At 26.8% G+C, this 21319-nt stretch carries 19 protein-coding genes; 16 read left to right on the top strand and 3 right to left on the bottom strand.

What is annotated here, in order from left to right; translation table 11 throughout:
- Positions 1-385: 385 nt before the first annotated feature.
- The gene (locus NGI68_RS10005; RefSeq protein WP_251861341.1) at positions 386-601 is read right to left on the bottom strand and encodes an NfeD family protein; all 216 of its coding nucleotides are present in this window, start codon (positions 599-601) and stop codon (positions 386-388) included.
- 587 nt (positions 602-1188) lie between these two features.
- Here NGI68_RS10005 and NGI68_RS10000 point away from each other — a divergent pair.
- Positions 1189-2505: a hypothetical protein gene (locus NGI68_RS10000; RefSeq protein WP_251861340.1), complete on the top strand. Its 1317-nt coding sequence runs from the start codon at positions 1189-1191 to the stop codon at positions 2503-2505.
- Between the two features lie 291 nt (positions 2506-2796).
- On the opposite strand, the gene NGI68_RS09995 is transcribed toward NGI68_RS10000, so the two are convergent.
- Positions 2797-5076, bottom strand: a complete 2280-nt coding sequence (locus NGI68_RS09995) for an insecticidal delta-endotoxin domain-containing protein (RefSeq protein ID WP_251861339.1) — start codon at positions 5074-5076, stop codon at positions 2797-2799.
- A gap of 504 nt (positions 5077-5580) precedes the next feature.
- Here NGI68_RS09995 and NGI68_RS09990 point away from each other — a divergent pair.
- The 9 genes from NGI68_RS09990 to NGI68_RS09950 all read left to right on the top strand — a co-directional run bounded on the left by NGI68_RS09990 (position 5581) and on the right by NGI68_RS09950 (position 14530).
- Entirely contained in the window at positions 5581-6354 is a 774-nt protein-coding gene (locus NGI68_RS09990; protein ID WP_251861338.1) for an ABC transporter ATP-binding protein, read from the top strand.
- A gap of 360 nt (positions 6355-6714) precedes the next feature.
- On the top strand, positions 6715-7644 hold the full coding sequence (locus NGI68_RS09985) for a hypothetical protein (RefSeq protein WP_251861337.1): 930 nt from the start codon (positions 6715-6717) through the stop codon (positions 7642-7644).
- A 720-nt stretch (positions 7645-8364) separates the two neighbouring features.
- On the top strand, positions 8365-8586 hold the full coding sequence (locus tag NGI68_RS09980) for a DUF1659 domain-containing protein (RefSeq protein ID WP_251861335.1): 222 nt from the start codon (positions 8365-8367) through the stop codon (positions 8584-8586).
- A gap of 24 nt (positions 8587-8610) precedes the next feature.
- A complete protein-coding gene (locus NGI68_RS09975; RefSeq protein ID WP_251861334.1) occupies positions 8611-8838 on the top strand; it encodes a DUF2922 domain-containing protein in 228 nt (75 codons plus the stop codon).
- Between the two features lie 408 nt (positions 8839-9246).
- Positions 9247-9468 carry a YdbC family protein gene (locus NGI68_RS09970; protein WP_251861333.1) on the top strand — a complete coding sequence of 74 codons (222 nt, stop codon included), beginning with the start codon at positions 9247-9249 and terminating at the stop codon, positions 9466-9468.
- A gap of 385 nt (positions 9469-9853) precedes the next feature.
- Positions 9854-10564 (top strand): Fic family protein, encoded by a 711-nt coding sequence (locus NGI68_RS09965; RefSeq protein ID WP_251861332.1) that lies wholly within the window; start codon positions 9854-9856, stop codon positions 10562-10564.
- A gap of 197 nt (positions 10565-10761) precedes the next feature.
- Positions 10762-10884, top strand: coding sequence for a hypothetical protein (locus tag NGI68_RS17255; protein WP_502799383.1), 123 nt, complete (start codon positions 10762-10764; stop codon positions 10882-10884).
- A 236-nt stretch (positions 10885-11120) separates the two neighbouring features.
- Complete coding sequence (locus tag NGI68_RS09955) at positions 11121-13778, top strand: DEAD/DEAH box helicase (protein ID WP_251861331.1); 2658 nt, start codon at positions 11121-11123, stop codon at positions 13776-13778.
- Positions 13779-13795: 17 nt separating this feature from the next.
- The gene (locus tag NGI68_RS09950; protein ID WP_251861330.1) at positions 13796-14530 is read left to right on the top strand and encodes an SWIM zinc finger family protein; all 735 of its coding nucleotides are present in this window, start codon (positions 13796-13798) and stop codon (positions 14528-14530) included.
- Positions 14531-14969: 439 nt separating this feature from the next.
- Here the strand turns inward: NGI68_RS09950 and NGI68_RS09945 are convergent, their stop codons facing one another.
- Positions 14970-15149 carry a hypothetical protein gene (locus tag NGI68_RS09945; RefSeq protein WP_251861329.1) on the bottom strand — a complete coding sequence of 60 codons (180 nt, stop codon included), beginning with the start codon at positions 15147-15149 and terminating at the stop codon, positions 14970-14972.
- A gap of 426 nt (positions 15150-15575) precedes the next feature.
- On the opposite strand from NGI68_RS09945, the gene NGI68_RS09940 reads away from it, so the two are divergent.
- From NGI68_RS09940 to NGI68_RS09915, 6 genes are all read left to right on the top strand, one after another.
- A complete protein-coding gene (locus NGI68_RS09940) occupies positions 15576-16652 on the top strand; it encodes a helix-turn-helix domain-containing protein (protein ID WP_251861328.1) in 1077 nt (358 codons plus the stop codon).
- 62 nt (positions 16653-16714) lie between these two features.
- Positions 16715-17299, top strand: a complete 585-nt coding sequence (locus tag NGI68_RS09935; protein WP_251861327.1) for a sugar O-acetyltransferase — start codon at positions 16715-16717, stop codon at positions 17297-17299.
- A gap of 61 nt (positions 17300-17360) precedes the next feature.
- Positions 17361-17777 (top strand): arsenate reductase/protein-tyrosine-phosphatase family protein, encoded by a 417-nt coding sequence (locus tag NGI68_RS09930; protein WP_251861326.1) that lies wholly within the window; start codon positions 17361-17363, stop codon positions 17775-17777.
- A gap of 599 nt (positions 17778-18376) precedes the next feature.
- A complete protein-coding gene (locus NGI68_RS09925) occupies positions 18377-18694 on the top strand; it encodes an ArsR/SmtB family transcription factor (RefSeq protein WP_251861325.1) in 318 nt (105 codons plus the stop codon).
- A 238-nt stretch (positions 18695-18932) separates the two neighbouring features.
- Positions 18933-19724, top strand: coding sequence for an arsenite methyltransferase (arsM, locus tag NGI68_RS09920; RefSeq protein ID WP_251861324.1), 792 nt, complete (start codon positions 18933-18935; stop codon positions 19722-19724).
- 179 nt (positions 19725-19903) lie between these two features.
- Positions 19904-21319, top strand: a 1416-nt coding sequence (locus tag NGI68_RS09915) for a P-loop NTPase family protein (RefSeq protein WP_251861323.1), incomplete at its 3' end; no start/stop codon positions are given.

Below are 21319 nucleotides of genomic sequence, written 5' to 3'. Positions count from 1 at the left end.
TATTTAATATTAAAATTACATATATTTACTTAAATTTATTAGGGGGATTTCTTAAATTGCGTTATTTTCCAAGGTGAATTTGTTTTATTGTATAGAATGGATTTATTTTATTGTATAGGATGAATTTGTTTTATTATATAGGATGCATTTATTTTATTGTGCATGACGAATTTAGTTTATAAAATCATAGGTTCAACATTAAATTAATGGAAAATCTATTATATTAGTAGAAGCATAGTGAAGAATGCATATTAATAGGATCATTGTAAAGAATACATAAAAAATAAGCTTTCTGTGAATTTGTATATTATCACAGAAAGCTGTAATTAATTAAAAAATTTTTCATTATAATGGGGTACTCCTAAATTACAATTAATTTTCAATTTTATTTTGCAACGGTTGCTTTTTTTATAATTAGATCAAATCCAGCTATTGCCACTACCATAATTGGTTCACCTTTTTTTATTATACCATCTTTAGAATAAACTTTTTTTACGCCATTTGAGAATAATCCTTTGCCTTTATATTTGAAATCCTCAGAAGCTATTCCTTGTTGCCAAAGAAATTTTTCTTCTCTTGGATTCAATAACATATCGTTCAATAGAAATTATTGGGGCAAAAATCAATATAAGAATTATAGTTTGTAAAAAAGAATGAGATATCATAACAATTCCTGATGAATAGACAAACACCCCATTAGCATTGGAACCTGCACTTTGCTTTTTCCATAAAAGAATGGAAGATCAGAATATTTTTCTACTCCCATCCAGATCACACCATATAATGAGAAGCCTATACCTAGTATTCTTAATATATAAATAATATGGTTTTTATATAAATAATAAGATTTATAGCTATTGGAAATAATTATAGAGTTATTTTAGTGTAATAATGTTTATTTATATCAATAAAAACATAATTTTGTTGTTGATTTTTTATCAATAATTCCGATAAATATATGAATAGTCTATATATTTACTCTATTCTTAATTAGTTAATTAGTCATACAACTCTACAAATCATTTTAAGAAATGTATTTTATTGTCATAAAGTCTCGAAAATAGTCCATATAATATTGAAATTTATTGAAAAATTTAAAATAAATGTAATGAAATGTGTTTACAATTCTGGATTTTATTGATATCATTTTAGTATAATTTAAGAAAAAGTGAAAGGAATGGTAAAAACATGTTAAACAAAAAGAATGAAAAATTAAAGAAAGTTTTAACAACTGCCACTGTATTAACTATTTTGGTAGCCAATTCAGCGACACAAGCTTTTGCCAGTAATGACACAAATAATAATGACCCAAATACAAATACTGCTGTTAATAATGAAAGCAAAACACCAGTAGAAATGGTCAATGAGGCCATGAGAAAGGTATATAGTGTTATTTCTACTGAAAATCTTATAGAAATGAACAAAGTATTAAATGATGTAGTTCAGGTAAGAAGGGATTTAGTTAAAAAACACCAATTAAATACATGGGATCCGTTAGTTGTGGAAATAAAAAATAAAACTCAAAGTCTTAGAAAAAGAATTACAGAAGTTACAGAAATTAAAGTAGAAAGAGAACAAAAAAGATTAAGTAATACTTACAAAAATTCTGAAAGTATACCTTTAGTTCAAAATCCTAATTGGTACAATTCAGGACTTCCTGAAAAAGTAAAGGTTAGAGAGGTAGAAAGTTCTCCTGATGTGGTTATAATTGATATAATAGCTCAAGAAGATAAAGAAATAAAGGATGGTATTTGCTACGATGCAAACGCTGTAGATTATTTTGAATCTACTTATAAACCACGTTACTCAATTGACCTTACCATGTTAGCCCACACAAAAATAGAAGGATATATGGATAAAGATGGAAATGTATATAAAGATGCTAAAAGCTTACCTGATGGATATTATAAAAAAGGGGATGTTTTGTACAGTGTTTTAATAAATGCTAATGATCCTATGGTAAAAGGAACAAAGGTAATTAATAGATCTTACTGGCAATTATGTATAGGTACTACCTTAGGAAAAAATCAAAGCACTAATCTAACAAAGGATACAACTTATGGCGTAGATAAAGGAGAAGCTATTAGTATTGCAAAAACTGCAGGAACTAGCCTTTCAATAAGTGGAAATATTGGTGCCAGTAAAATTGGTACAGGCAGTGGAACTATAAACTATACTATTCAAGATAGTTTAACTAAAACATTTAGTAGAACTATTTCAGTATCTCAAAAAGAATCAGATAATATTAGACATGTATTTGAAAAAGGAGATACAAATCGTAAAGTTGGATTATATCAATTTGTAGAAACATTTGAGCAAATTCCTAATAGTCAATATAACGAAAATTTCGGAATGAAAGAGTTTGATCTAGCAAGTCACTATACTAAAGATAATGGTATAGAGTATAGATTTAATAGAACTAGTGAAGTAAAAACCAGAGAGTTCACTGCTGTAGATATTGAAGAAGGACAAGCTACCATAAATAGTGGAAATAATATAAAATAAAAATAAAAGTGAAAGAATACCTCAATTTTGTGGTATTCTTTCACTTTTAAATTTATTAGATTATGTTATAATGAAAAGCTTTTAATAATATTATTTGGAGTTACATCAATCCTCTTTACACAAAGTTAAGACCAAATGTAAAATAATTGTGTAGTGGAGTTTACACAGATTATTTTACACTCTCGCATTTTCATTTCTATAGCTAATTGCATCAAGGGCATTTCTTTTAAATAAAATCTTTTTTATTTATTATTTAATCATACTAAAATTTGTACAGATAAACCATCTCATTTAATAAAGTGTAATATTTTTTAGCACACCATCTGTTGGTATTTTTACTTCAATATTATTCACTCCTTGTGATAATGAAATAGAGTTACCTAATTGCATCATAGAACCACCGAAAGTTCCCATTAATCTATATAGTGATGTGTCTGTACTTGTTTTTTTGATAGTTATATTTAGAGTAGAACCTTTACTTACACTAAATCCTTTGTTTTTAATATCATATACAGGGGACTGTCCATTACTTTTAGTAACCTCAATTATCTCCACATTTGGTAAATGATCTACTGTTGCTATAGATATTAGCTTTGGAACTTCTCTCATATGTTCCAATTCAATATTAGATACAGAGAATTCTCCTCCGTTAGCATTCTCTATTTTAACTAAGTTAGCTCCTGCTTTAAGATTAATTTCAGGACCTTCTACAATTTGATATTTGCCATATTCTCCTTGAACTCCTGTGTTAGTTGCATCAGCATTTATTTCACCAACTTTAGTACCTGCCACATATACAGCCAATTTAGAAGGAGTCTTAGAAGAAACTCTAAGCCTTATTTTATATTTTCCATCCTTCTCTGAATTAAGAGAATAGGTCATAAAATCTCCTTGTTTAGAAGTTTTCATAGCATTTCCTCCAAGTATGTGCTCTATTTGTGGAGAAAAACCTTTTTTATCTAAGTATTTTTGAGAGGAAAATACAGAAATTGTGTTTTCAGATAAATTATTAGCTGGAGTTAAAGTATCTGGTCTAAATCCGAAAACAAGACCTGAAACATTTCTTTCTCCTCCTGGATAGTTTCCTATTCCAAGGCCATGAATAGAAGATAATTTATTGTTAGCATAAGAATAGTATGTGGTCTTGATAGCTCCTGGTGCATTACCACCAAAACGCCAAGAACCAAAGTTTTGTTCACCTGTGGCAGTTTTATGATCAAAATGAAGCCCCCAAGGAACAATTTCAGCAGAGGCTGCAACTTTAGTTATTGGATTAGGATTATTTAATCCAGTTTCAGTTACATCTCCATTACCAGTAAGCCAAAGACGAGCTCCACCACTCCCACCAAGGCTGTATGGCCAATAATTTTTCCCTACATTTCCTCTATTATATAAAGGAGTAAACCTATCTATTCTATTATAGCTCCATATATCTGCTCCCACGAACTCTCCAAGATAATCGCCATCTTCATAACTTCCTCTTGAAAAGTTTATGTTATTTTTATCTGTAACTCCTACTTGACGGCCAACTATATCAGTATAAATTTCTCTTGATATCTGGAAATTGACATTTTTATTATACATATCAGGGTCCATATATTGCCATAAAGCAGCAAAATCTAACACATAAAGTTGCATAAATCTTTTATAATCATTTACGTAATTCCACTGCTTTTTAGCTGTCATTTCTTTTTGATGATTTCCATCTCTGTCATTTAAGTCTCCACTGGCTCCAGCTCCATTTATAGCTTGTATACTTGAAGAGTCTTGAATTCTTTTTGCTAGACCCTCTTTGTATACTGTATCAATATAATTAGTATATTCACTAATTCTTTCTTTTAATCTATTTTTATATCCATTTACAGTATTAGTATCATAACCTCTTGCTTCAGCGTGTCTTACCATATCGCTAACTACTACTAAATGAAAATTAGCAGTAACAGTGTATAATGGAAGTAATTCTAGTTTATGGGCACCTTGAGCGTTTTCACTTTTAAGTTCTCCTAAAAGTTGTACAAATAAACTATCTAAAGTGCTAAATTTTCTTTGAATTTCAGACTGTGATTTGTTTTCATCCCCAAGCCAGCTTGCATAATCTTCAAACACACTTCTTATACCACTTATTTGTTGAGTTTTAAGACCAAAATCATAATCTTTTATTGAATTATTTATCATTTTTTGTATTTCTGGTTTCATTGCTTTCCAAAGATAGTCATTATCACCATTAGGCCAAAGCAGATTCATAAGGGGGGAAATAATAAAATTTTTAGCTTGATCATATCCTGGTGCAGAAAAGCTTCCAATTGCTACACTAGTAAATTGTTTCATTACTTGCTCTATGCTTTCTATAGGCATATTCCTGTCAAAGATATTATCCTTTACTATTTCTCTTATTTTTGTTGGGTTTTCTTCATCTTTTAATTGATCTAACAAATTTTTAACATCGGTACTTAAATTATTAGTAATTTCCTTTGGTATATCTACTGCATAGATACTGTTATAAGTTCCTAATATTAATTGAGAACCTATTACAGCAGATATAATGAGACTCATTAACTTTTTTTTATTCATTACCTTTCACCTCTTTTATCTATTATTAGTTAAATTTAATGAATATGGATATATATTCATGTTTGCTAAAATAATAATAATATAAATTTTAAGAATTTTCAATATAATATTATTAAAAATTTAATAATATTATAATATTTTTCATACTAACAAGTTTTGTAAAATTTATTTGTAATATTATAGAATTTTTTGTTTAATATATTAATAAAAATTTTAAAACTTAAATGCGCAATATTTATATAATTATTATAAAAAAAGTATTTATATAAGGGAAAATAAATAGTATATTATTACTATGATTCACAAATTATCCAAAATGCATTTTGCATATATATTAAAAATACATTAATAGGGGGAATTAGATAGGTAGAAATGTTTATGCAGTAGATGTAAATAAACCACATGAACTTTATTGTAAATATGTAAAAGAAGCTCTAATACATATATATTTAAGATTAAGTGATGAAGAAATAGAAAAATTATTTAAAAAAGAAGCGTGAAATAATGGATACTATTTTGAGTGTTAACAATGTAAAAAAGTATTATGGGAAAGATAATAATTTGGTAAAAGCTGTTAATGATATAAGTTTTAATGTTCAAAGAGGAGAATTATTGGCTGTAACGGGCTCATCTGGTTCAGGTAAAAGTACTTTGTTAAACTTATTATCTTCAATAGATATTGTAGATAGTGGTAATATACTTATAAATAATGAAGATTTAACAAAGATGAATAATAAACAGTTATTAAAATTTAGAAGAGAAAAATTAGGATTCGTTTTTCAAGATTTAAATCTTCTTAATACATTAACACTATACGAAAATATACAATTATCCTTATCCATAAATAGATGCAACCCCAAAGTTATGGATGATAAAATACAATCCATATCGAAAAAACTAGGAATTGATAATATATTAAATAAATATCCATATGAAGTGTCTGGAGGACAAAAACAGCGATGTTCTTGTGCTAGAGCTATAATTAATAATCCTGATATTATTTTAGCGGACGAGCCTACTGGAGCATTAGATTCTAAATCTGCTAAAAATCTATTAAAAATATTACAGAATATAAATAAAGAATTTAATGCTACCGTAATTATAGTGACTCATGATTCTTATGTAGCAAGTTATTGCAGTAGAGTATTATTTATAAAAGATGGTAAAATTGTAACAGAACTAAAGAGACATGAAAATAATAAAGAAAAATTATATAAAGAAATTTTAAGTATAACATCTGAATATAGTAAGGAGAGATATGATGATGTTATACGTTAAATTATCATTTAAAAACATTAGTAAATTATTCAAAGAATACTCTATATATTTTATTACTATTATATTTTGTTCTAGTTTATTTTATGGTTGTAATGCATTGATTTATGATACTAATATTATAAAAGCACTTCCAGGAATATACTCTATGTATAGACAAATAAAATTAATAGCTTATGTTTTTTTATTTTATAATCTTTTGTGTGATAACATTTTTCAACATATTTAAAAATATATAGGTTTAAAATAATCCATTTCTTAAAATTATCTACAAAAAACGAAAAGGTATTAATAAAAAATAGATTTGTTAATCTTGTATTTCTAATTCTTTCAATGTTTTTATATTTCTTAGGATTTTATTATATGAATAAGTTCTTAGAGAGTATAACAAGTGGAGATAGAGAATATAGAATTATATATTTTGTTATAACATTATTAATTATACCAGGAATATATGGATTTTATTATTATATATCTTATTTACTAAAATTATTTAAAAATAAATTTAAAAATTTTACCAAAATAAAAACAAATGTGTTTTTTATAAATGAACTTATGTCAAAAATAAATAGCAAATCTAAGATTAACACAATATTATGTTTGATAATATTTTTTTCTTTAATTGCTTTTTCTATAGGTTACATTTTACAATTATGGTCTAATAAAACTCTTGAAAGATACAATATATATGATTTAGAAATAGATACTCACTATGAACTCATTAAAAATAAAAAACTTAATATAGAAACAGATTTTAAAGATATATTTATTTATATTAATAATAAATTTCATATAGATAAAAGTAAATCCTATAATTTATATTTTTATAAAGATGCAGATTTTAATATAACAAAAAAGAAGAAGTTTCCTATATTAATTATGAAATTAAGTGATTATAATGATTTAAGAAAAATAAATGGATATAAAAGTATAAATTTACACAATAATGAATTTGCTATTCATTATGAAAATATAGGAATATTACTACAACAATTAAAGGATTTGTGTATAACTCAGAATGGCATTAATTTTAAAAATGAAAATATTCAACTTAAAAATGAAGCATTCTATAATGAATATTTAGGGAGAAGTATTTTTAATAATAATGTTGAGTATACAATAATTGTTAATGATGATTTATGTAATGATTTAAAGGTTGCTAAGACAACTTTTATTGCAAATTTAATGAAACCAATACCATTTAATGAAAATAAAATAATATTTGAGGATATAGGTAATTGGTATAAATCTAAATATAAAATGCGGATTCCTTCTTATGAGTATGAACAATAAGACATAATTAAGATAAAAACAGATTCAAAAGAAAAACTATCTAGTAAAATAGGTCAGACTCTTATAAAAATAACATGCTTATTAATAGGAAGTTTATTACTTATTATGAGCTTAACTATTCTTTCGGTACAACACTCAATAGAATCTATAGGTAACAAATATAAATATAGCATATTGTATAAATTAGGTGTAAGTAAAGAACAAGTAAGATTATTGGTATTTAAACAGCTTTTTATTTCTTTTAATTTACCCTTTATATCTTCTATACTAGGCTTTTTATTATTTCTGTATAATTTTTATAGAGCGTTTAGTACTCAATTTAATATAATTTTTAAAGAGAATGGATTTTTGACTACAGGATTGGTATTGCCTTTAAGTATGTTTGCTATTTTATATTTAAGCTATTTTGTGTTTACTTATTTTATATATTTGAGAAACATAAAACAATATTAATAATTTAAAGAGAGGAAATAAATAATGAATAAGAGGATTAAAAATCTATATAAAATACTAATAAAACCATTTATTTTACAACAAATTATATGTTGCATGTATTGGTCAGAAACCATTCATATTTAATGGAACAATACTTGAAAATATTCTTATGGGGAGAAAAGATGTAGATTATGAGGTAGTTAATAAAATTTACTGCGATTTATACTTGTAGGTCATATATATAGGCGAAAGGGAAATTAAACAAAATAAAGGAGGTACAAATTTATGGCAGCAAGTAAAAATCTTTTAGAAAGAAGTCTAGCTATATCTTATCAAGATGGACTAGATGAGAAAGGAAAAAACATCATAAAAAAATCTACCTACCAAAATGTGAAATTTGATGCAGAACCAGAGGCTCTTGTGACAGTGGTAGATGCAATAGAACCATTGATGCCAGAGGGCATATCAGAAGCTACAGTATTAGAAAACTATGAATTATTAAAATAATTAAATGAGAGGGGGCTGTAAAGCATGAGTACAAAGAAATATTTAAATTTAGTATTTAAAACTGTAGAGAATACTAGTTCAACCATAAGAATTCCAAAGATTAAAGATGAAGTAACAGAAGAGGAAATAAAGAGTTGTGGAAAAGCTATAGTAGACCAAAATATATTTCAAACTAAAAATGGAGATCTTTCAAGCTTAAGAGTTGCTAGAATTATAACCACAGACACAGAAGAAATTCAGATAGAACAATAGTTACAAGCTAAAGATTAAATTAAACATTAAAAAGTTCAAGCGTTTATCCAATTTGCCTACAATGTTAAATAAGAGATAAAATAATAATTAAGAAGCTCTCACAAATGTGGGAGCTTTTTATGACTAAATTTTTAGAGTATCTTAGGTGATAACATAATAAATTATTAGAGAGACCACAATTATTCTTAGTTGCAATGTGTGCTTTTGCTTTTGACTTCTATATTAAGATCAAGAAACTTAATGTTAATTTTCAAGGAATGTGTAAAAATATTATGTTTTAAAGCTAGTTTAGTTACATTAATAATTGATATACACTTAAAAAACTTGACTACAAATCTTATATTAACTATATTAAATACAAGAGATTTACAGCTAAAGGTAAGTAGTTTATAAGGGAGGGATAACCATATGGCAGATATTAAATTTGAAATAGAAAAAGAATTAGGAACTATATCAGAATCACCAAAAGGATGGACAAAAGAATTAAATTTAATTTCTTGGAATGGAAGAGAGTCAAAATATGATTTAAGAGATTGGGCACCACAACATGAAAAGATGGGAAAAGGTATTACTTTATCAAGTGAAGAATTGAAAAAGCTTAGAGATATTTTAAATGATATGGAACTGTAACCTTCATAATTGGCGGAAATAATAAATTATTATTCCGTGGGAATAAAAAACATATATAATTAAAAATGATAAAGCCTGTTTTATAGAGTTTATTTTAATTGATAACCTATAAAATAGGCTTAATTTTATATAGTTCTCCACCAAATTCCTCACCAAGATTATTTGAAAGTGAGTTAATAATGCTAGCTAAGGTTAGTAAAACTTTTTATGTTTTGATGTATTAAACAAAATATTAAAAGAGAATAATTATAATATGTACTTGGAAGTTCGTTTAGTATAGAATAGAAATATATTATATAAGTACATTACAAGCATTACTTAGTATATTAAAAATTTTAAAATAGAATATATAAGAAATTTAATTAATGGGAGTGTAAAGGGTAGAATGGATAAGGAATATTATGATAAATTTCTAAAAACATTAAAGGAAACAAAGGGAATTCATAATTCTCTAAATGAAATTTTAAAATATGATTATATATATCATTCAAATAAAATAGAAGGAAGTACATTTACAACAGAAGCACTTCAATTTTTATTTGAAAAAAATATAGTAATGGGAACTCATACATTAGATGATGTTCAGGAAACTGTTAATTCTTTTTATACTTTTGATATGGTATTAGATACAATAGATGAAAAACTTACTTTAGAAATGATAAAAGAATGGCATGCAAGTTTAATGTATAGAACAAGATTATATGATATGGGTTTAGCAGGAGTATTTAAAAAATATCAAAATAGAATACTTGGTGCTGAATTTGATACATCAAATCCATGGGAAGTAGAAGATAGATTAAATGCAATTATAGAGAAATTTTATAGTTTAAAGGAAATTACAATTTATGATATAGCAAGATTCCATTTTGAATTTGAGCGTATACATCCATTTCAAGATGGTAATGGCAGAATAGGTAGATTTATATATTTAAAGCAATTATTAGATAATAGATTAGATTTAAAATATATGAACGGAGAATCAGCAGATGAATACAAAAGGGCTTTGGAAGTATCATCATGGAATAATGTTAAACCATTAGTTGATTATTTAGAAAAACAAAAGAATTTTATTAAAGAAAATGAAGGAATGTTTTAGCCAAGTAGGACACAAATATTAGCTTAAGTAATAAAGCCTGTTTTATAGTGTTTATTTAATTATGAAAAATAAAAACCTATTTTGGAGGGAGGATATTTTTAAGCAGTGGACTTAAAGACAACACTTACTTAGAAAAGGCTGTTTTAACTGGAATACTTAGAGTAGCAAAGGAAAGTATTTTTTCAGGACTTAATAATTTGGCTGTTTCAACTATTCTTGGATACGAATATAATGATTATTTTGGATTTTTGGATGAGGAAGTAGAAGAGTTATTAAAGTATTATAATAAACAATATGAAGTAGAAAATGCTAAGAAATGATACGATGGTTATGGATTTAGAGATAAGGCTATATATAATCCTTGGTCTGTGTTGAGTTTTGTAAAAAAGCTTAAACTATATATCTGAAATTTATATATAGCCAAGACCGTATTTTCAATAAGTGCTATTAGATTTATCAAGTGATTTTTATAATTGAGTTGATTGCATAATTAAAATATTGGTTTAATGAAATTTAATTTTAAGTTGAAAATTATAATTACGAAAGAGAGTTTTTTATGATTAAGGATAAAAATGAATTGATTGTAATAATAAAAGAAAATGGAGATTTTCAGTTTGATTTTTTAGAATCCCTTAGAAAGTTGAAAGAAAAACAAATTCATATACAACATACTATAATAGATAACTTTAAAGATGATAAAGATAAAGGATTGTTTTTTTTAGGGTTTTTGGATGAAAAAATAATGATTTCAGATTCTGTTGGATATTTAAAGACTATTATAGCTACCTTTATAAACAAATTAACAAAAAATCCTGATATTGAAAATTTAAGAGAAAAAACAAAAGTTACTATAGAGGATACAGATATTAAAGATTTATTAGATGATGCACCTTATTTAATTGGAAATGAGAATCTAAATGAAGAGTGGATTAAAAGTTTCTTTGAAAGATTAAATAAATCTTTTAGTAATTTAATATCAAAGTATAAAGGTAACGTCTCAGAATTTTTTTCAACATTTAATTCTAATATTAATTTAGCTGGTCGTGTTTTTTTTCATTTGGTAGAAAGTAAAAAACAGGAGTATCCTTTTGCATTTTTAGCTACTTATTCAATAAAAGATAAGGACAAGTCAAAGCATATTCCTTTAAAAAATGCTTTAATGGAATATGGAGAAAATAGCAAAAAACTACTATTCTTGCTTTCAACAGTAAATAAAGCAGCTTCAAGAAGTAAATTTATAAATGAACTTATAGATACTGGAGAAATATTTCATCCTATAGGATTAAGTGCTGAAGAGGCCTATACCTTTTTAAAAGAAATACCTATGTATGAAGATTCAGGTATATTGTGCCGTATTCCAAAATGGTGGAAAAATAAAAATGAGTCTTTAAAAATGTCAGTGAGCATAGGAGATAGAGTAAAATCAAGAGTTAATAAAGATGCTTTGGTAGACTTTAATGCTAAGATATTTTTAGGAGAAGAAGAGATTACAGAAGATGAAATAAGACAAATGCTTACAGAAACAGAAGGTTTAGCTTTCATAAAAGGAAAATGGGTTGAAGTTGATCATAAAAAATTAAAAGAAATGTTAAAAGCTTATGAAAAAGCCCAAAGATTAACAGAAAATGAGGACATAAGTATTATAGAAGCATTAAGATTTAAATTAAATGCAGAAAAAGTATTAGAGATTAAAGAAGATAAAGATGAATTAGAAGTTACTAATGGACAGTGGCTAAATTCAGTTTTTGATAAGTTAAAAAATCCAGATAAGATAGAATCCATAACTTGTGGGGATAACTTTAATGCTAAGCTTCGTTCTTATCAAGAAAAGGGGTTAAGTTGGCTTAATTATATGAAAAACTTAGGACTTGGAGCATGCCTTGCGGATGATATGGGACTTGGAAAGACAATTCAAGTTATTTCACTTTTAAATCATATAAAAACAAATAAAAAAGAGAAGACAATACTAATAGTTCCTGCGTCCCTTATTCAAAACTGGGTTAGTGAAATTAAGAAGTTTGCACCTAATCTTAAATATTATGTTTTGCATCCATCAGAAAATAAAGACCTAGATAAAATGGATAAAAATTGTTTAGAGTTATATGATATTTTTATAACAACTTATGCTATGATCTCCAAATATCAGTGGATTAAAGATGAACTTTGGGATACTGTAATTTTGGATGAAGCACAAGCTATAAAAAATCCACGTACAAAGCAAACAAGAACAGTAAAAGAGTTGAAAGCTAAATATAAAATAGCAATGACAGGAACACCAATAGAAAATAGACTTTCGGATTTATGGTCTTTATTTGACTTTTTAAATAAAGGACTTCTTGGAACGTCTAAAGAATTTTCAGATTTTGTAAAGAACCTAAAAGAAAGTGAAATAGGATATTCAAGGCTTAAAAAAGTTGTAAATCCATTTATTTTAAGAAGGGTAAAGACAGATAAGTCTGTTATTTCAGATCTACCAGAAAAAATAGAAATGAAGACTTATGCTTCACTTACTAAAAAGCAAGTCCTTTTATATAGTAATCTTGTAAAAGATATTAAAGAAAAGCTAGAATCAGAAGAAGAAGGAATAAAACGTAAGGGAATAATAATTTCATCTATTATGAAGTTTAAACAAATATGTAATCATCCATCACAATATTTGGGGCAAGAATCTTTTTTAGAAAATGAAAGTGGTAAATATGAAAGACTTAGAGAAATATGTGAAACTATTTATGAAAAAAGGGAAAGAGCACTTGTATTTACTCAGTTTAAAGAAATGGCTAAACCACTTAGTGATTTTTTAGAAACTATTTTTAATCACAAGGGACTTATACTTCATGGAGGAACTCCAGTTAAAAAAAGAAAAGAACTTGTAGATGCTTTTCAAGGAGAAGAATATGTGCCTTTTATGATACTTTCATTAAAAGCTGGTGGTGTTGGATTGAATCTTACAGCTGCAAATCATGTTATTCACTTCGATAGATGGTGGAATCCAGCAATTGAAAATCAAGCAACGGACAGAGCTTTTAGAATAGGACAAAACAAAAATGTTATAGTCCATAAATTTATAACTAAAGGAACTGTTGAAGAAAAAATTGATATGATGATTGAAGATAAAATAAAACTTTCAAAGGAAATTGTTTCTGATAGCAAGGAAAATTGGATTACAGAAATGAGTAATAATGAACTATTAGATTTATTTAAATTAAAAATATGATTTTGAGGTGAAAAAATATGGGATACTACGGAGAATTTCCACCTTATGTACCAGTAGCAGAAAGAAAAAATAAAGCGAAAAAGGCTATAGAAAAATTAAAAAAGAAAAATCCTAGCATTTCACCAGTAATTATAGAAGGAAGGATTATTGCTAAAAGCTGGTGGGGAAAAGCTTGGGCCAAAAATTTAGAGAATTACGCAGATTATTCTAATCGTATTGGAAGAGGTAGAAGTTACGTTAAGCATGGTTCAGTATTAGATCTTAAAATTGCAAAAGGAAATATAAAAGCATTAGTGCTAGGAAGCTCAAGGGAACCCTATAATGTTAATATTAAAATAAATGCTCTTAATAAAAAAGTATGGGAAAATATTATAGAAGAATGCTTAGGAAAGATAGAATCCATTGAAGAATTAACAGAAGGTAAATTTCCAAAATCCTTAGAAACATTGTTTACATCAAAAGGAAAAGGATTATTTCCTTCGCCAAATGAAATAGATTTAAAATGTAATTGTCCAGATGTTGCAATTATGTGCAAACATATAGCCGCTGCATTATATGGAGTAGCTGTATATTTAGATAATAATCCAGAAATGTTTTTTATTTTAAGAGGGGTTAATATAAATGACCTTATTTCACAAGCTGTGAGTAAAAAAGCTAAATCAATGCTTGAAAAATCAGAAATTAAAGGCCGTAGAGTTATTGAGAATGAAGAAATATTTGATATGTTTGGAATTGATACAGAAGATAATTAAACTCAAATTTGGCAACAAGTTTTTATAGATAGTATAAATGAGATTTTTTACATCCATTAGCTTACAACACAAGTAATTTCAATGCTCTAGTTGTTTTTGAATTTAAAATCCACTTAATGTAGAACAGTATAAACTATTTATTTTACCTAACATGTAAATAAATGTTAGTAAATTTTATGATTAATTAATAGTAGATATTTATATTCCTAGGTTATTAGTTTGAAAAAATTTTACATAGTGAAACAACTTTTATCATTACTTAATTTATAAGGTGATGATTTATTAAAAAACTTTAATGTGTAAATTTTTTTAACAGATACATATTCTTTCAGTGGCTGTGGCACTTAAGAATTTAAGCACAATATATGGCTTTGTAAGTTTAAAGTTAACAAAATATATTGTAGGATTTATTCTTAGTGCAACAGTCCTGTTTTTAATGCTATAAATCATCTGCATCCTGCTCTTCACCATATCTAACAGTTCCTTCACTACTAAAAGTATCATTAGGATCTTTTTCAATAAAATATCCATCATTAGGTTCTTTTGAAGGCTTAGCATATTTTGATGAAGATTTTATTTGAATATTTTTCAAATCTTCAATTTTTTTCATCTTATCCATAAATTTAAACTGCTCCCTTCATATTTATATATATTATTGTTTCCCAGATTTTTAAAAGTATAAACTTAAAAACTTTATATATAGATCATATTTTATGTGAAATTACTTGAAAAAGCATTACCCTGGTTTATCTTGAAAAATAGCTAGTGAATTTTAATAGATACTTTCTATTAAAATCTTATTTCAATGTTTGTTAGTTTTTTCAAGATAAAGGTAATAAAATTCCTTAAGACGCACATATGTTTAGATTTCAGTGAAGTTTTGTATTATTATAAAATTTAACTTAAAGTATTTAAAATCTAAAATTGAACGCTATTCAAGTTTTTTTACTTAAACTCAACTTTCTGTCCATTGTTAGTATAGGGATTTCCAATTATAATAAATTTATGCCAAACCTTTGAATTATAAAAATTGGAGGTATTCACTTTGAATAGATTAAATATTGGAGAAACAATTTTACAATTAAGAAAAGGTAAAAAGCTTACTCAAAAGCAGTTAGCCTCAATGGTGGAAGTTTCAGCAGGGGCAGTAAGTAAATGGGAAAATGGAAACTCTACTCCAGACATTTCACTGTTGGCTCCCTTAGCTCGTGCACTAGATACATCCATTGATATTTTACTATGTTTTCATCCTCAGCTTTCAGAAAAAGAAGTTATGAATATTAAACAAGAATTAATTGAAATATTTTTACATGAGGGATATAAAAAAGGAGAAGAAAAGTCTTTAAACTACTTAAATAAATATGCAAATAGCATTAGCCTTAAATATGAGGTTGCAGGTTTGATTTATATGTATTTGATTATGGAAGAGGGGCTTTCAGAAGAATTTATAAAATCTAAAAAAATGTATTCCTTGGATTTGCTCCATGAAGTTGTTAACAGTAAAGATCCTAAGTACACTCCAATGGCACTTTTCTCTATTGCACATATTAACATGGAAATGGAGGATTATGAAGAAAGTGAGAAAGCACTTAAAGGTCTCCCTCTGTGTCCTATAGATCCAGCTGTTACATATGTAAATCTTTATCTAAAACAGGGAAAAGATGAGGATGCTATAAAATTATGCAGTAATAAATTGTTGAATTATATGATCCACAGTTCCACTATGCTTATTATGTTAGCTAATATTTCTAAGAAAAAAGGACATTACGATAAAGCAATGTTTTATTTGGATACATGCTATAATATAGAGAAAGTGTTTAAAATAGGCTTAGGTTCAGCGGCATACAATTATAGTAAACTATATATTAAAATAAATGAAAAACAATCTGCTACAAAGTGGTTCAAAATTTATGTAGAACAAGTGCTGTGTCAGAAGTATGATCATAAAGATAATCCATATTTTGAAAAAATCAACCTAGAAATCAATCCTGAAGGTCAGAAAATAATTAGAAAAAAAATGCTTAAATCTATTATACATGAAGAAGACTTTAAAGTCTTAGCTGGAATTGAAGATTATGAAAAAGCTATTAAAGAATTAATAGATGCTTCAGGTAAAATATGAAAAAATGCTATAATTCACTTAGATTTAGATAATAAATTACAACTTGAGAGGAGCAATAACATATGGACTTTTTAGAAATTATGAAAGAAAATACGGCATATTGTTCTTATAATTCAGATATGCCTACGGATTTACAACTGCAAGCTAAAGAATTATGTTGGGAATACAACCAAACAAAACCAAGTGAAATGGAAAGAAGGGGTGATATTCTACAAAAACTATTTGGTACATGCCACCAACTTACTTTTATAGAACCATCATTTCGTTGCGATTATGGTTTTAATATTCATACTTATGGCCTTACTGTGATTAATTATAATTGTGTTATATTGGATACATCACCTGTTCATATTGGTGCAAATGCATTTATTGCACCAGGAGTTTGTTTGGCATGTGCGGGACATGCATTTATTCCAGAACAAAGGGCTGCTGGAATTGGGACATCAAAGCCAATTACAATTGAGGATAATGTATGGATTGGTGCTAACTCTACGGTATGTGGAGGTGTAACAATAGGAGCTGGGAGCATAATCGGAGCAGGCAGTGTGGTAAACAAGAGTATACCAGCAGGGGTCATAGCAGTTGGAAACCCATGTAAAGTATTACGGTTAATTACTGAAGAGGATAGAATCAATTTACAAAAATAATTCTAAGTTTAGTTTTTATTATATTTATTATAAAAAGCAAATATTTAAAGAGGTGGTTTTTATGAAACAAAAGGTGGCCTTTATATGTGTTCATAATTCTTGTAGATCCCAAATGGCAGAGGCTTTAGGAAAGTTATTTGCATCAGATATTTTTGAATCTTATTCTGCTGCAACAGAGACTAAGCCTGAAATAAATCAAGATGCTGTAAGAATTATAAAAAAATTATATGGAGTAAATATGAATGAATCCCATGCTTCCAAGCTTTTAGATGATATTCCTAAGATTGATATTGCCATAAAAATGGGATGTAATGTAGTATGTCCATTTTTGCCAGCAAAACATACAGAAGATTGGGGGTTAGAGGACCCTATAGGGAAAAGTGATGAAGAATTTATTAATACAGCAAAAATTATAGAATATAAAATTAAGGATTTAGCAAATAGAATTAAAAATAAACAAATTGATTTAGATAAATAAAGAGATATAAAGAACATAAAATTTTATAATATAGATTAAGTATTTATAAAAGATACTATAGGGATTAATACTCATAGTATCTTTTTTTATATTGGCTTTAGAGGGAGCTTTTACTCCCACTAAAGCTTATTAACAGACTTCTAAGGAGTTTTACTCCTTAGAAGTCGTTATCCTTTAGGAGAAAATGGTTATCCAGGGAGGTAACTGCTCTTTACTCCAACTTTCAAGAAAAGCAGAGAGTCCAAATCTTCGATTTGGTGCGAATCGCTTTCACAGAGTGCCATGGGAGTATTAGAGCGGTTAGTCATGGGATAAAAACATTATCTATGTTATATTTGTAAGCTTAATTATTATTTTAATCTTATATTGATTTGCATTTTGATAATACTCATATTAATTAATCTGGTTTAAATAATATATACTTAGATTATAGTTAATATTTTCAAATTTATATTTAATATGTTATTCAGAATATATATTATTATATAGATAATTATAGATATATAACTTAGTAATATCCTTATAAAGAGAATATGTATTGACATTACATAGATAATAATCTATATTATAAATATAAATATGTACATAGGAGGGATTTGATGGCCTTAAATTATAAGGATAATGCAAAAATTATTAAAGCGTTATCTGATAGTAGTAGATTAAAAATAATTGATATATTATCCTGTGGAGAAAAATGTGCTTGTGATATATTGGAACAGTTTGATTTTACCCAGCCAACACTTTCTCATCACATGAAGGTTCTAATAGATTGTGGATTAGTAAAATCCAGAAAACAGGGATTATGGAGTCACTACTCATTGAATATTACAAATTGTAATAAATTAATTTTATTTTTGATGAATATTATAACGGATACGGATGACTGTATATGTAATATGCAAAAAAATAGAAATTAGAAATTTAATAATTTAACTTTAAGTAAGATTGGCTCAAAGTTTAACTTAGCGAAATATGGTTTGTAAAGCTATTTTAATTAGAACAATAGATTAAATTAAGGGAAAAGCGTTAAATATACCATTACAAAATAAAAACTTTAATTGAGATAGTTAAAAATAATTAAATTACATGAGAATAGTGATAAAGTGGTATAACTTTTAATTATTAATGAAGGATTGAGTTAAGGAGTGGAAAAGAATGAGTGATTTAAAAAAGCTAGATGTTAGAAATATTGTTCGCAACAGCTATAAGAACATAGCTATAGGAAATGCAAAAGAGGATGGCTGCTGTGGTGGAACTATTAAGTTAAAAAAATCTTCTATAGAAATATCACGTAAAATTGGATATTCTGATGAAGAAATATCAACCGTTCCACAGGAAGCTAATATGGGATTAGGTTGCGGAAATCCACAATTAATAGCTAATATTGAAGAAGGAGAAACTGTTATAGATCTTGGAAGTGGTGGAGGATTTGACTGTTTTTTAGCTTCAAAAAAAGTTGGCCCTAAGGGATATATTATTGGAGTTGACATGACTCCAGAGATGATTAGTAAATCCAGAGTTATGGCTAAAAAATATAGATATAAAAATGTAGATTTTAGACTAGGTGAAATTGAAAATCTCCCTGCAGCAGATAATACTTCCCATGTAATTATTTCAAATTGTGTTATAAATCTATCTCCAAATAAACAAAGAGTATATAATGAAGCTTATCGTGTATTAAAAAAAGGTGGGAGAATTGCTATTTCTGATATAGTTCTTGTTAGAGAATTGACCGATGAAATGAAGCAAGATGAGAAGCTTTATTGTGGATGAGTTACCGGAGCATCTTCAGCTGAAGAATTAAAAGTATATTTACAAAAGGCTGGTTTTAGTAATATTACAATTGAAACTAAAGAAGTGTCAAAGGAATATGCTGAAAAATGGGGACACAACTTAAAAGTTGGAGAATACATTATGTCTGCATCAATAAAAGCAATAAAATTATAAGCTGAAAAGTAGAAAATTAAATTAAAGTCTAGTCTAGTCTAATCATGTATTTTATATGATTAAACTAGGCTTAAAATATTTATACATATAAAATTTTCATCTTAGTCAGTATAATTTCTTTATATGTTTAAATGCTTTATTCTATGGTAATATAATAATGTGAGGAGAGTGAAAGTTATATGAAAAAGAGATTTAATGTAACTGGAACCTGTATACCAGAAAAGCACTATATGGTGGATATATCTAATAAACTAGACAGTATATTAGAATTAGTAAATAATGAAGAGTATTTTATTATAAATAGACCAAGGCAATATGGAAAAACAACTACATTATATTTATTAGAAAAAAGATTGAATACTATGAAAGAATATTTGCCTATAAAAATAAGCTTTGAGGCTATAGATACAGAAGCTTATAGTGAAGTTAAAAAATTTTTAAGTAGTATAATGATGCAAATAGTTAACTATTTTAGATTTTCTACTAATAAAGAAATGTATAAATTTACAAAACATCATGAAAATAAAATTATAACTATGAATGATTTTAACATTTTCATAACAGATTTAATTGAATTTTCAGAAAGAAAAGTAGTTCTAATAGTAGATGAAGTGGACAAAAGTAGCAATAATCAGCTTTTTTTAGATTTTTTAGGTATGCTTAGAAGTAAATATCTGCTAAGAAACGAAGGAAAAGATTATACTTTTCATAGTGTGATTTTAGCAGGAGTACATGACATTAAGCAGGCATCCAAAATCTCTGATTTTCATATGATCGCTTACTCATGGGAAGAAATGAGCAGGAGTTTCCTCACAAAAAGATTAAAGATAAGACCAGATGAAGAACATAAGTACAATAGCCCATGGAATATAGCTTCAGATTTTGATATAGACATGAGTTTTTCTGTAGAAGAAATAAAAACTATGTTAGATGATTATGTGGAAAACAAATCAGTGGATTTAGATAAAGAATACTATGGAGAAAAGATTTATTTCTACACTTCAGGATACCCATTTTTGGTAACTAAACTTTGCAAAATAATAGATGAAAAAATAATGGATAAAAATAAATTAAAATGGGAAAAAGAATATTTAGAGTTGGCGGTAAAAGAACTTTTAGAAGAGAGTAATACCAATTTCGATAGTTTAATTAAGAATATAGAAAATAATAAAGATTTACAGGAATTAATAAAAAAAATAATTTTAGATGGATATAGAGTTACTTATAATCAGGATAATCCACTAATAACTATGGGAATAATATATGGAATATTTAAAAATTCAAAGGGTAAGATTCAAATTAATAACAGAATATATGAGCAAAGAATATATAATTATATGGTTTCATTAGTACAAACTAAAATGAATGTTCAAATTTATAATGAAAAAGAAAAATATTTAAATAAAGATAGAACATTAAATGTGGAAAAAGTTTTATTAAGTTTTCAAGAATTTATGAAGCATGAATACTCTAAGAAAAGAGAAACTTTTTTAGAGGAAGATGGAAGATTAGTATTCTTAGCATTTTTAGCCCCTATTATAAATGGTAATGGATTTGCATTTAAAGAAGTAAAAGGCGGAGAAGAAAAAAGATTT

It is taken from the genome of Clostridium sp. Marseille-Q2269 (assembly GCF_943736985.1).
In the GTDB taxonomy this organism is placed as follows: domain Bacteria; phylum Bacillota; class Clostridia; order Clostridiales; family Clostridiaceae; genus Clostridium_F.
The sequence above is the reverse complement of the archived record's forward strand: the minus strand, read 5'-3'. Positions and strand labels throughout refer to the sequence as shown.

Coding starts and splice junctions, on each gene's coding strand:
- NGI68_RS09995 (WP_251861339.1), bottom strand. CDS start 5,076: ATGAATAAAAAAAAGTTAATGAGTCTCATTATATCTGCTGTAATAGGT.
- NGI68_RS09965 (WP_251861332.1), top strand. CDS start 9,854: ATGGATAAGGAATATTATGATAAATTTCTAAAAACATTAAAGGAAACA.
- NGI68_RS09925 (WP_251861325.1), top strand. CDS start 18,377: ATGGCCTTAAATTATAAGGATAATGCAAAAATTATTAAAGCGTTATCT.
- NGI68_RS09975 (WP_251861334.1), top strand. CDS start 8,611: ATGAGTACAAAGAAATATTTAAATTTAGTATTTAAAACTGTAGAGAAT.
- NGI68_RS09935 (WP_251861327.1), top strand. CDS start 16,715: ATGGACTTTTTAGAAATTATGAAAGAAAATACGGCATATTGTTCTTAT.
- NGI68_RS09950 (WP_251861330.1), top strand. CDS start 13,796: ATGGGATACTACGGAGAATTTCCACCTTATGTACCAGTAGCAGAAAGA.
- NGI68_RS09990 (WP_251861338.1), top strand. CDS start 5,581: ATGGATACTATTTTGAGTGTTAACAATGTAAAAAAGTATTATGGGAAA.
- NGI68_RS09930 (WP_251861326.1), top strand. CDS start 17,361: ATGAAACAAAAGGTGGCCTTTATATGTGTTCATAATTCTTGTAGATCC.
- NGI68_RS09945 (WP_251861329.1), bottom strand. CDS start 15,149: ATGGATAAGATGAAAAAAATTGAAGATTTGAAAAATATTCAAATAAAA.
- NGI68_RS10000 (WP_251861340.1), top strand. CDS start 1,189: ATGTTAAACAAAAAGAATGAAAAATTAAAGAAAGTTTTAACAACTGCC.
- NGI68_RS09985 (WP_251861337.1), top strand. CDS start 6,715: ATGAATAAGTTCTTAGAGAGTATAACAAGTGGAGATAGAGAATATAGA.
- NGI68_RS09970 (WP_251861333.1), top strand. CDS start 9,247: ATGGCAGATATTAAATTTGAAATAGAAAAAGAATTAGGAACTATATCA.
- NGI68_RS09955 (WP_251861331.1), top strand. CDS start 11,121: ATGATTAAGGATAAAAATGAATTGATTGTAATAATAAAAGAAAATGGA.
- NGI68_RS09980 (WP_251861335.1), top strand. CDS start 8,365: ATGGCAGCAAGTAAAAATCTTTTAGAAAGAAGTCTAGCTATATCTTAT.